Source organism: Sphingomonas sp. ERG5, assembly GCF_000803065.1.
Taxonomy (GTDB): Bacteria; Pseudomonadota; Alphaproteobacteria; order Sphingomonadales; family Sphingomonadaceae; genus Sphingomonas.
On sequence record NZ_JSXI01000037.1, the window covers coordinates 1 to 12,290 of the forward strand.

General features: G+C 64.9%; 9 protein-coding genes and 1 tRNA gene. 7 read left to right on the forward strand and 3 right to left on the reverse strand.

Annotation, left to right across the window (positions count from 1 at the left end; genetic code table 11):
- Window positions 1–1,745, forward strand: a 1,745-nt coding sequence (locus OO12_RS13895; RefSeq protein ID WP_235364792.1) for a POTRA domain-containing protein, incomplete at its 5' end; no start/stop codon positions are given.
- Window positions 1,746–2,062: 317 nt separating this feature from the next.
- Window positions 2,063–2,581, forward strand: coding sequence for a YdcF family protein (locus tag OO12_RS13900; RefSeq protein ID WP_160296814.1), 519 nt, complete (start codon window positions 2,063–2,065; stop codon window positions 2,579–2,581).
- A gap of 166 nt (window positions 2,582–2,747) precedes the next feature.
- On the opposite strand, the gene OO12_RS13905 is transcribed toward OO12_RS13900, so the two are convergent.
- The 3 genes from OO12_RS13905 to OO12_RS13915 form a co-directional block, all read right to left on the reverse strand.
- A tRNA-Glu gene (locus tag OO12_RS13905) sits at window positions 2,748–2,822 on the reverse strand.
- A 92-nt stretch (window positions 2,823–2,914) separates the two neighbouring features.
- The gene (gene recJ, locus OO12_RS13910; RefSeq protein ID WP_034159321.1) at window positions 2,915–4,678 is read right to left on the reverse strand and encodes a single-stranded-DNA-specific exonuclease RecJ; all 1,764 of its coding nucleotides are present in this window, start codon (window positions 4,676–4,678) and stop codon (window positions 2,915–2,917) included.
- Window positions 4,679–5,093: 415 nt separating this feature from the next.
- Window positions 5,094–6,110: a M28 family peptidase gene (locus OO12_RS13915; RefSeq protein ID WP_200887468.1), complete on the reverse strand. Its 1,017-nt coding sequence runs from the start codon at window positions 6,108–6,110 to the stop codon at window positions 5,094–5,096.
- Between the two features lie 289 nt (window positions 6,111–6,399).
- Between OO12_RS13915 and OO12_RS13920 the strand changes: the two genes are divergently transcribed.
- From OO12_RS13920 to OO12_RS13940, 5 genes are read left to right on the forward strand one after another with little or no spacing between them, the layout of a single operon-like run.
- Entirely contained in the window at window positions 6,400–7,425 is a 1,026-nt protein-coding gene (locus OO12_RS13920; protein ID WP_034159322.1) for a hypothetical protein, read from the forward strand.
- 28 nt (window positions 7,426–7,453) lie between these two features.
- Window positions 7,454–8,746: a hypothetical protein gene (locus OO12_RS13925; RefSeq protein ID WP_052215879.1), complete on the forward strand. Its 1,293-nt coding sequence runs from the start codon at window positions 7,454–7,456 to the stop codon at window positions 8,744–8,746.
- Window positions 8,747–8,757: 11 nt separating this feature from the next.
- Window positions 8,758–10,539 (forward strand): hypothetical protein, encoded by a 1,782-nt coding sequence (locus tag OO12_RS13930; RefSeq protein WP_052215880.1) that lies wholly within the window; start codon window positions 8,758–8,760, stop codon window positions 10,537–10,539.
- 23 nt (window positions 10,540–10,562) lie between these two features.
- Window positions 10,563–11,141 carry a hypothetical protein gene (locus OO12_RS13935; protein ID WP_034159323.1) on the forward strand — a complete coding sequence of 193 codons (579 nt, stop codon included), beginning with the start codon at window positions 10,563–10,565 and terminating at the stop codon, window positions 11,139–11,141.
- 45 nt (window positions 11,142–11,186) lie between these two features.
- Window positions 11,187–12,287 (forward strand): hypothetical protein, encoded by a 1,101-nt coding sequence (locus OO12_RS13940; RefSeq protein WP_034159324.1) that lies wholly within the window; start codon window positions 11,187–11,189, stop codon window positions 12,285–12,287.
- Window positions 12,288–12,290: the final 3 nt, after the last annotated feature.

Genomic DNA, 12,290 nt, shown 5'->3' on the forward strand with positions numbered 1-12,290 from the left:
GGACGGGGACGGGGACGGCAGTGGCGGGGGCAGGATTTTCGTTGACGCGGCGCCTGCGGGCCGTGCTGCTGTTCGCCGGCGTCGCAAGTTTCGTCCCGGCGCATCCGGTCATCGCGCAATCGACCGCGCCGAGTTCGATCACGCCGCCGACTCTGCGACCGCCGTCCGCAGGCAATGACGGTGCGACCGTTATCCCCGAAGCCGAAGGGCTGACCCCCCCCACAGGTGCCGAGGGACTGGAGGTCCATATCGAGCGGATCGAGGTCGAGGGCGGCTTTGCCGAGGTCGCGCGCGAAACCGGAACGATCGTCGCGCAGATTGCCGGCCGGCGCGTGACGCTGGCCGAGCTTTATGCGGCGGCATCGGCGATCGAGGCGGCCCATGCGCGGGCCGGCTATGTCCTGGCGCGGGTGGCGGTGCCGCCGCAGCAGATCGTGGATGGCGGGCGCTTTCGCATCCTTGTGATCGACGGTTTCATCGAAAGCATCGACGCAACCGCCGTGCCGGCGCGCGTCCGTCGCAGCGTCATGGCGCGGGCGGCGGCGCTGGTCGGGCGCGGGCACTTGACGATCGGCGAGATCGAGCAGCCTTTGCTGCTGGCGGGAGACGCGCCCGGCCTGACACTGACATCGACATTGGCGCGGGGCAGGGAGCAGGGCGGGGCGCGACTGTTGCTGAGCGGACGGCACAGGATCGCATCGGGCAGCGTGTCGCTCGAAAACGGTTTCGCGCCATCGCTGGGCCGGTTTGGCGTGACGGTGCAGGCATCGCTCAACTCGGCCTTTGGTTGGGGCGAGCAGATCTACGGTTTCGCGGTCGGCGGTCACGATCTGCCGGGAAATTTCTACGGCGATGCCCCGGTGCGTGTGCTCGGCGGCGGCGTCACTCTCGCGCCCGGCGCCGGGCGCTTCTCGATCAACCCGGAAATCACCTTCTCGCGCACCCGGCCTCGACCGCAACCGGGCGTGCCGGCGACGCGCGGCAATTTGCGCCGTCTGTCGCTGCGTGGCGGTTTTGTGCTTGAAAAGACGCGGCGGCGGAGCGTGTCGCTGAGCGGCGCGATCGAGCAGATCCGGGAATCGAACGATGCAATCGACTTCGGCGTTCGCCTCAGTCTCGATCGTTTCACCGTCGGGCGGCTTGGCGCAACCTATTCTGCCCCCGTACGCGGCGGCGGGACCATGGCGGCGTCCGTGCAGGTCAGCCAAGGTCTTGGTGGGTCCGATGCCGGTGATTTGCCGACACGCCTGCTCCCGTCGCGACAGGGCGCGACGACCGATTTCACCAAAGTAACGCTGACATACCGGATCGGCGCGCCCGTTGGTGCGGGGGGCGAACTCAGCGTCACGGCCAGGGGACAGACGTCGTTCGGCCGGCCGCTGTTTCGGTCGGAGCAGACTGCGCTGGAAGGCAGTGACGCACTGTCCGCCTATATCGGCGGTGAGACGGCGGTTGATGCGGCGATCGTCGCGCGGGCGGAATTCGCCCGGCCTTTTGCGCTTGGCCGCCGCCAATGGTTGCGGCTGTCGCCCTATCTGTTCGGTGGCGCCGGAAAGGGCTGGGTCGAGCGGGCGACGGTGGTCGAGCGCGCCAATCTCGCTGCGGTCAATCTGGGCGGCGGGCTCCGCGGCGGGATCACCGGGACCCGCATAGGCTTCGCGCTCGAATATGCGCGCGCCTTCTCCGCGGTGAAGCGCTTCGACGATGTCGACCGGATTGCGCTATCCGCTTCGATCGGATTTTGATCCCCGTCGCGCGGAGCGCTATCGCTATTTGCCGACGACAGGCGGGTATGCCTCAAAATATGACTCAAAAGATGCTGTAAACCTTGGCCGGAATCTGATGAGCGCATCGATCCGCTCGGCAATGCAGGCTGGCGATCCTGTGCTGGTGCGTGCGTAGATCAAGCGAAGGAGTCTTCCAGGCTGCCACATCGTTGATCCTTCGTTATTGTCGATGGATGTCGATCTTGTCATGCCCGGAACGATTACTCGTTATCGTAATATCGGTGGTGTAAAAATAGAGGACATCCTCAATTTCCTTTATGCCTAACTATCTGTTTGTGCTGGGCGCGCCGAACGACGCGTTCGGCGCGTTGTTGCCGATCGCGCGCAAGCGGGCGGAGGCGGCTGCCGCCCGGTATCATCTGGATCCCAACTTGAAGATCGTCGCCACCGGCGGCTTTGGCGCGCATTTCAATACGACTGCCACGCCGCACCGCGACTATGTCAACGACGCACTGGTCAGGCTCGGTGTTCCGCCAGCCGCACTAGAGCAGGAAGGCTTCTTCAGTGGCAACACGGTGGAAGATATCGTTCAGATCGCCGAGTTCGCGAAGCGAAGGGAATTGTCGAGGATCGCGGTGATAACCTCAGCCTTCCATGTCGCGCGCTGCCAGTTGATAGTCGCCTGCGTGTTGCCTGCGGTCGAGGTCGATGTCGTGGGTGCCGAGAATCCGCTCGGCCTTGACCCCGCACTGGTCGAACATGAACGAGTCGCCATTGCGCGTCTGCGATCCCAAGGCGGAGTGACCGTCGGTGATTACCTATACCCTTTGCCAGTCCATCATTTCGCGCCGTGAACGTGGTTGAAGGTCCATGGGTGGTTTGCTGCCGGCCGAGAAGCGGCTCGGTCGGGCCCGAATCATACCACCATGCCCCACGCAAAATGCGGGAACGTCTGTGGTGCCGCTTTCTTGAATCTCAAAAATAATCACGCAATATCAAAGCGATAAAATCGTTTGATGATGGTGACCCCTACGGGAATCGAACCCGTGCTTCAGCCGTGAAAGGGCCGCGTCCTAACCGCTAGACGAAGGGGCCAAACCCGCGAGCGGGATGAGCAGGTGACGCGCCTAGGGAAATGGCGGGCGCGGGTCAAGCCGCTCCGTCATCATATATTGATCGCTTGGGCATTAATCCGCCCATGCCGCATCATCGAGATGAAGTTCGGCCGCCGGCCGTGATCCCCAATCGTCGATCCGCGCACGCCCGGCGAGCCATAATTTGCGGTGCGGCGGTGCGCCGAGCAAGGCCAGCCCCAGCGCGGTATCGGCCTGGCGGAATGCCACGGTCTTGATCGTACGGCCATCATCGCCCGCGACGACCGCGCGAACATGGCCATTGCCGACGATATCCGCCTTGATGATGCGCACCGGCCCGGCGACGACGCGCGGCTGTGGCCAGCCCATGCCATAGGGGCCGCCCAGATCCATCGCTGCGACCAGGGCGGGCGTGACGCCGCCTGGCGCAAGCAGCGCATCGAGCAGCAATGCGCGGTCGCCGATCGATCGCGTCACGGATTCGGCCAGGCGCGATTCGAGGAATTCGGCGAACGCGTCGAGTTGATCCGCGGCGATGGTCAGTCCCGCCGCCATGGCATGGCCGCCCCCGGCAACGAGCAAGCCGCTATCCTTTGCCGAGAGGACCGCCGCGCCGAGATCGACGCCCGAGATCGAGCGGCCCGACCCTTTGCCGACGCCGTGTTCGTCGACCGCGATGACGATCGCGGGACGGCCATATTTTTCCTTCAGCCGTCCGGCCACGATGCCGATCACGCCGGGGTGCCAGCCATGCCCGGCGACGACGATCACCGCATGGTTGCTTTTGCTTAGCGCCAGCGCCTCGGCGCCTTCCTGCACCAGTGCTTCGATCGCGCGGCGTTCTTCATTGAGCCGGTCGAGCTCGGCGGCGATGTCGGCGGCTTCCTGTGGATCGCGCGTGGTGAGCAAGCGCACGCCGAGATCGGACTTGCCGACTCGTCCCCCGGCATTGATTCGCGGACCCAGCGCAAAGCCGAGGTCGGTGGCGGTCGGCGCACGCGTCAGGCGCGAGGCGGAGATCAGCGCATTGAGGCCGATGTTGCGCCGTTGCGCCATCACCTTCAGCCCTTGCGCGACGAATGCTCGGTTCAGGCCCTTCAATTGCGCTACATCGGCAACCGTGCCGAGCGCGACGATATCGAGCAGGTCGAGCAAACGCGGCGGCTCGCGCCCGTCGAAATAGCCGCGCCCTTTAAGCGTGCGGATCAGCGCGGCACCGAGCAGGAACGCCACGCCCACCGCGGCAAGATGCCCGTGCGCCGCACCCTCGGTCTCGTCGAGCCGGTTGGGATTCACCAGCGCATGGGCATGGGGCAGGGCGAGCGCGCATTTGTGATGATCGACCACGATCACATCGACCTCGGCGACCCGCGCCATTTCGAGCGCCTCGAACGCCTGCGCGCCGCAATCGACCGTAACGATCAGGCTCGCGCCCTCCGCCTTCAATCGCACCAGCGCTTCGCCCGAGGGGCCATAGCCCTCCATCAGCCGGTCGGGGATATAGGCCTTCGCTTCCAGCCCCAGGTCGCGCAACAACAGGATCATCAGCGCGGCGGAGGTCGCGCCATCCACATCATAATCGCCGAAGATCGTCACCGCCTCGCGCGACTGGACCGCATCGGCCAGGCGTTCCGCCGCCTTGTCCATGTCATGGAAGATCGACGGATCGGGCATGAAGCTGCGAATGCTGGGGGAGCGGTGCGCCTCCAGCTCGTCGCGCGGACAACCGCGCGCGAGCAGCAATTGCGTTACCAGATCGTCGGGCGCAAACCCCGGATCACGCGTATCTGTTTCCAGCGCGCGCCAGCGCCAGGGCTGGCCGAGGATCGATCGGGTGATGTTGAGGACATTGGTCATCGGATCAGGAAATCGGGACATCGGAAAGCTGCATCATACCATAGTGGCATAGTATCGCGGCGGTGGCACGGCATGTTGTGAGACGGGGGCGGGCGAGTGGGCCGATTCAACGCTGGCGCCGCGCATGGCATTGTGGCGCCGGACGGGTCGCAACGAGCAATCCGGCGTGCTCTTTGACATGACTGCGAAAATGAAACGGGAATCTCGCTGCTGTTCCGGTGAATGCGGCGGCTGTTCCCATGCTGTTATGCGCTGTTTTCATGCTGTTATTCAATAACAGCATTGGAGTACAATAAGTATCTGAGAAAAAACAGAAATCTAGAGCTGAAAATCCAACTTAACAGCATCGAAAAAATTTCGGCAAATAACAGCATGAAACAGCAACCTGCGTCCGCGCTGAACACTGTCCGACTCGTTAGCGCCAGTCCCGGATCACGCGCGCCAACCCGGAGATGACGCGCGCCAGCCGTTCGTAATCGACCTTGTCCGGCGTATCCGCCGCGCTGTGATAATGCGGATAGCGGAACGGTGCGGTGTCGGTGACCATCAGCGCCGGGATGCCAACCTGGCCGAACGACCAGTGATCCGACCAGTCGATCCCCTGGATGAAGCCCGGCGCGGTCCCGCCGACGCTGGGGAAGGGGGTCAGCGCGCGGAACGACCCGACCGTCTTGCGCACCAGTGAGCGAGAGGACGTCGTACCGACAAAGGCGACGAAATCGCCGGTGCTCGGATACAGCATATCGAGCGGGGCAGGGTAATGCTGGCTGTGCGCGCGGTCGCTGTAGAAGCCGAGCGTCTCGAGCGACATCATGCCGATCACCGCCTCGCCGGATTGCTTCAGGCGTTTGGCATAGACTAGGCTGCCCATCAGCGGGGTCTTGAAATAGGGCGGCTCCTCATTGACGAACAGCACCAGCCTGATGCGGTACCGCGCCTTGCCGCGCAGGTCGGCGAGTTGTCGCGCGAGCTCGATCACGCCTGCCGTGCCGGATCCATTGTCGTTCGCGCCGGGTGCCATGCCGGCGCTGTCGTAATGCGCGCCGATGACCAGCGTCCCGGCGGTGGCGATGGCGGGCTCGATGGTCACTTCGATGTTACGCACGATCTGCCCATCAGCGGGAAAGGGCTGGCGCTGGATCGCATAGCCGAGCGCGCTCAGCGCGCCTTCGATATAGGTGGCGGAGTGTTCGAGTTCCTCGGGGTGTTCGATATTATGCGGCGTGGCGGCGATCGCGTCGACATGTCCGCGCAATCGCCTGGCCATCGCAGCCTGATCGGCGGTCAATGGCGGCAGGGCTCCGATATGGGATTTGCCCGGCACTGCGGTCATCCACAGCAGGATGGCGACCGGTGAGAGGAAGAGCATCGCGACCAGCGACATAGCGAGAAGCTTGATCCCGCGCTCACTCAGATTGCCGATCCACTGCATTGTCGTTGCCCGGTCCCTCGGCCCCTGAATCGAGCGGCCATGATCCAGGAAGGCCGCTTCGGATCATCGTGGCACAAGGGACGCGTGATGGCACGCCTTCCCGCAATGTCCGGATGCGGGCCAAAGGCAAGTCGCCACGATGGGGGACGCACATCCGGTCCACCCGATTTGCACGACCCGATTTGTGCGACTTGAGCAAACCCCTTCAGCGGCAGACTTTCCCATCGGCGCTCGACCGCCAGGGTTTGGCCGAACCGGCCGGACGTACCGCTCATGAGGAGATGTCGAGATGGATCGATATGAAGAGGAGATGTTCGACGAACTCGGCTTCGACGAGGCAGAGGGCGCAGCGGACAGCTATGACGAATTCGACGGCGCCGACGAAGCCGACGAAATGGATGAGGCCGACGAATATGACGAGATGGACGAAGGCGAGGAAATGTTCGCCGGCGACCATTACGACGAAATGGACGGCGCCGACGGCTATGACGAAATGGATGAAGGCGACGAGTCGGACTATACCGATGAGGAGGAATGGGATCACGCGCTGGCGCATGCGCTTGGCGCCGAGGATACCGACGAATTCTTCCGCCGCATCGCTCGTGCAGCGCGCGGTGTAGCCGGCGCCGTCCGTCGCGCCGCGCCGACGATCGGGCGGATCGCCCGCGCCGTCGCGCCGGTGGCCAGCCTTATTCCGGGTGTCGGCACCGCGATCGGCGGAGTCGCCAATGTGGTTGGGCAACTGATGGCCGACGAGGCGTCCGAGGAAGAAGCGCTCGACGCGTTCGCTGAGCTGGCGGTGCGCAATCGGGCGGCTGTTCCCGTGGTTGCGGCGCTTGCCGCGCGGCGGGTGCTTGGCCCGGCCGCGGCACGCATGCCGGCGGCGGCGCGTACCCAGGCGGTGCGCACGGTCCGCCAGGCGGCGACGCAAATGGTCAACCGGGGCGGCCCCGCGGCGATCCGCGCGCTCCCCCGGATCGCCCGCAGCGTGCAGCGCACTGGCGTCGCCCGCCGAACCCCGCCGGCGGTCCGCCCACGGGTCCTGGCTCAGGCGGCGCGGCGCGTCGTTCAGCGCAATCCGCGCTTGCGTCGTCAACTCACGCGTCCGCTGGGCACCGGCCGGCGCGTGATCAACCGCGCACAGGCGGCGGCTCGGGCCGGCGCCGCGCCAGGTCGGGCCGTCCTGGCCGGGCGCGTCCCGCGCCCTGGCGGCATTGGCGCTGGGTTCGGCGGATATGGTCATCATGGCCATGCTGGCGGGGGACGATCGATTACGATCCGCGGTCCCGTCCGCATCAACATCCGCCCCGCCTGACCATCCGAACGAACCGAGGATCGCGACGATGCGTGCGGACTCATCCACCAGCCGGTTTCTGGACACCAAGCTTCGGGCGTTGCAAGCCCGGGCTGTCCGGCTCCACCGGCTCACCCCCCGGATGATCGGGCTCAGGCCCGAGGATCTTCCTTACGCACCGTCGCGGTCCCATTTCCATGCCGCGAACAAGCGGCTGGCGCGGCTCGGCGAACGCATCACGCGCGACATCGCGACGATCCGGCGCAACTGGCCCGCGGCAACGCCCGAGCGCGCGCTGAGCCAGATGGCCATGCTCGACCATCAGGTCGACCGCGTCCGCCGGACCTTCGGCCTGTTCTTCGAAGTGCTCAGCCAGCGCGGCTCTTCCTTCGCGCCCGCCCTTGCCGCACACGACATCATCGCCGCCGATTGCTATGCGATCGTTCGCGCGACGCTGCCCGAAGTGTTTGGCGGCCCGCTGATCAAGCCGCTGACCTATATGGAACATGGCTATTCGCCGGCGACCCAGCGCCGCGGCGTGGCCCTGTCCCGGTTGCTCGGCGACAGCAATCCGTTCCCGCTGATCCGCATCCCCTGGGATCGCGACAATCCGTGGCAATCGGTCTTCCTTCATGAGGTCGCACACAACCTCCAGGCCGATATGGGCCTGTGGCAGGAGAATGCGACCGCGGTCGGCAACCGCCTCGCCATGATGCGCTTCGACCCGCTGGTCGTCACCGTGTTCCGCCGCTGGCACAAGGAGATCTTCGCCGATCTCGCGGCATTGCTGCTCGGCGGCACCGCATCGGCCTGGGGGATGATGGAGTTCCTCTCGCACCCCGGCGCCCGGTCGATGACCTACCGGCCTGGCGGCGCGCATCCGACCGGCTGGATCCGGGTGCTGATGCTCACCGAAATGATGCGCCGGATGGGGTTTTTCGAACAGGCCGATCGCGCCGAAAAGGTCTGGCGCCGGCTGTACAACCCGGCGCGCGGACACCGCATGCCGCCGGTGCTGCTTGCCGCCGTGCCGCGCGCCATTCCGGCGGTGATCGACGAGATCGCCTATCAGCCGCGGCGTGGCCTTGGCCAGCATGCATTGGCCGACGCCATCCCATTCCACCGCGCCGACGAGGCCAGCATCCGCCGTGGCGGTATTGCGATCGCCGCGGGCCGCATGCCGACGGATCTGCCGCCGCGCTTCCTGGTATCGGCAAGCCGCTTCGCGCTTGAAGCGAACGCTGATCCGGATCGTATCTCGGCACTGGTCATCGGCCATCTCGCCGGACTGTACCGCACCCATCAAACCCAGCGCATTCCCGCTACCTCCATCGCAGCATGAGGGCAGACACCATGACCGACGCCTCCACCACCAGCTTTTCGGCACGAACCAACCGCTCGCAGCGGACGATCACGGTCGATAATTTCATGCGCAAGGCGCTTCGGGTCAGCGACCCGCATAATCCCGATCAGATCGCCAACGCGTTGCTCGCCCGCTACCCGGAAGAAGCCGACCGTGACCGCCGCGAGCGCGAGGGTCTGGCGTATTCCAGCGTGCGGGATGGCGGGACGCTGGTTGCGCTGGCGGTCAGCGCCGGAAGCGTCGAACTGGAGACCGCCCGGGCCGACCTGGAGCGCGATCTGGCAACGATCACGACACTCAGTCAGCTGAAGGACATTGCGATCGAAATGACCGGCTGGGGCCGCGCGATCAGGGCCGCGGCGGCCGATGGTCTCGCCTCGGCGCGCCTCGCACTGGACTCGGTCAACCACGATACCGCACTGTCGGCGCGGCGAACCCTGTCCGAATATGCCCGGCTTGCCCGGTTCGTCGGTGCGCTGTCCGATGGCAGCGGCCTCTACTTCCGCAAACTTGCGCAGAGTTGCGACGTGCTCGGCGCGCTGATCCTCGTGGCGATCGGCGATGGCCTCGCTGCCAGCGGCATCACGCGCAGCACGGCGATGGTCCGCGTCGCGGCGGGCGAACTCCAGTCGCGGCGCAATGCGGTCATCGGCGCATTGCGCAATCTTATCGGTTCGGTCGACACCGACCTGAGCCAGGAAGACTATCCGCGCGGCGTCATCGGCTACCAGACACTGATCAGAAACCTGGAAAGCGGCGGGCAGGCCGACTTGCGCGCGCTGCTCGAGGAAAATGCCCTTGCCGGCGCGATGGATCAGTTGGTGGATTTGACCACCGGGTCGAGCGTCGCGGGCCTGCGCGAATTGTCGACCACGGCGGCGCTCCTCACCCATCGGTTTGTCCGGCTGGTTCAATATGGCCAGGCGATTCCGGTTCCCATTCCCGCACCGGGAAGTGGCTATGGAATGCCCGAATCCCCGCCCTTGCTGGTCTTTGTCGCCAAGCTCCAGCTGTTCGTCGATGCGTTCGCGACATCGGGGAGCAGCCGCCTGCTTTATGTCGCGCGACCGCCCGTGCTTGCCTATGGCCTTTACAGCACGTCCGACAATGTCCCGGCCAATCGCCTGGTCCGCCTGACGATCGCCCGCGGCAATCTGGTGACCGCGATCGACTGCCTTGCCGGCTGCGGATGCGACATCCGGGGTGTCCAGTGCATCGTGATGTTCGATTTCGTGCTCGCGATGGTCGATCGAGCGATCGATCTGCTGGCGGTCGGAACCGATCCCAATGGCTTGGGTGAGGCCGAACAGCGCGCTGCCGCCGCTGCGCTGCTTGCGCTGCATGCGGTCGACTTCGCGCAAGGCGGATTGGGAACCGGCGTGCTTTGCGACCTGGGCGCCGATATCCCGGCGGCGGTTGACGCGGTGAAGGCGGAATTACTTCAGCCGTTCGTGACGGGCGGCGTCATGGAGTCGACCAGCGCCGGGGTCGCCGGCCGCGAGCTGCAGGTCGCCTATAACGCGGAACTGCAGACCGAGACGCTGGTGCGCAATCTCGCGGCGGGCTGTGCCAACAGTCAGATTTTCAAACCCAATCTGGGCGTCGGCGACGAACGCGCCGAAACGCTGGTGCGATTGCTCATCCGCCGCACCTTCGCGGATATTGCGCCCAGCGGAAAGATCGCGCTGCGCACCGGCATCAACATCCCGCAAACCGTCGCGCGCTCGGCCGCCGGCGGCATTTGGGGCGATCCCTATTTCGAACAGCATTGAACTCATCTTCGCGGAGAAGACCGATGATCATTGTCGAACAGACCGAAGACTATATCCCGCCCAATCCGTTTTTCGCGGCGCAGGAGCGGCTGCGGCTTGATCTTGCCAGCCGGCTCGACGCGCTGATCGAGGTGCAAGGCGCGCCACGCGAGGACGAAGCGGTTCGGCCGCTTTGGGCGATCCATGCCGAAGTCGCCAAACTGGCCGGGCAGGTCGAGCAGATCGACGATACGCTCAAGCGGCTGGATCGTGATGAGGTCGACTATGTCACGGCGCTGTATGCCGCGACGATCGACACCAGCGGCATCATCGTTGCGAACACGAAAGCCGGCAACTGGATCATCGACGCCTGGAGCGCCTGCAAGCCGAAGTCGTCGGCTCCGACGATCCGCGATATCGCCAAGCTGCGCGACAATCGAAGCATGCAGGGGAAGTTTGTCGAACGGCTGGAAGCATCGGCGCGCGATTATAATGGGCTCGCTCAAAAGATGAACGGCCGGGACATCCGGCGCTTCATCTCTCTCGCACAGGGGGTTTGCGACGCAATCGATGCGGAGCCGGCGCCTCCCTCCTCTTCTCCCGGGGATGTGGCCAGCGCCTGATCCCCCCATAGCAAACCCGCCCACCCGCACGAAACGAGGTCCGACATGGCGAACGAATCCAACGAAGTGATCAAGCGCCTCTTCCAGCGCTTTTTCCGTGACGAGCTTCCGGGCCTCTCGCCCACCGATCGCGCGGCGTTCGAAAGCGAGTTCGAGGACCGTTATGGCGAACTGATTGAACGATCGTCGAGCATGGGTACGCCCAGCTTTGCTGATCTTGTCGGTTTCGGCCCGGGGCCGCTCAAGGCGTTCGATGCGCTCGACATGCCGCTGCTGCGGAACGACTTCGACGAATCCGTGATCACGCCGCAGCTCAATGCGTCGGCGGAGCTCTATTACATCTATCAGATGGAGCGGATGCGTCTGTTCCAGGTGGTCGACGTGCTGCGCCGGCTGTTCCAGAACGGCCAGATCAGGATCCAGCGCGGGCCAGGCGCGCGCGGCTTGTATATCCTCGAGAAATGGACTCCGATCCGCTATACGCGACGCGACCGCATGATCGCTTATCGGCGTGCCTTCAACTACGGCAACGCTCCGATCCCGGGCGGCGCGATCGTCAACCGCAATTTCCATTTCCAGCTCGTCGCATTCATGTCGGCGCTGTCGCAATATTTCACCGATCTGACGATCGGGCAGGTCATTCGCGGCGCCGATACGATCAATGATCGGCCATTCGCTTCGCTGTCGACGGTGCAACGCGTCGGTACCGATCTGCGCTACCAGCTGGATCGTGCGAGCTATGGCAATATCCTCGCGCTGACTCAGGAAGTCGGCCAGTATCTGCAGCAAATCTTCGAGTTGCTCGATGCGCCCGACATCAAGCGGTCGTTCGACGCCAACACCAAATGGGATGTGGTCGAGGCGGTCGCCAACCGGCACCTCGGCGGCGCGTCGGACATGTCGCAGCGCGCGAAGATGGCCGATGCCGGGCGGCGTGTGCTGCTCTATATCGCGGAGAATGATTTCCGCACCTCGATCGACCCTTCGGTGTTCGAGGCGGATGCGCGCAAGGTTGGTGCTGCCGCCGATGCGTGGATTGCGGCCTATCGTCTGACGCCGGAGGGTCGGCGGTTCGGCGGGACGGTGAATCACATGCGCTGGTCGCCGGGGCTTGGCGGCCGTTCCAACACGCGCATCGCGGCGTGAGTG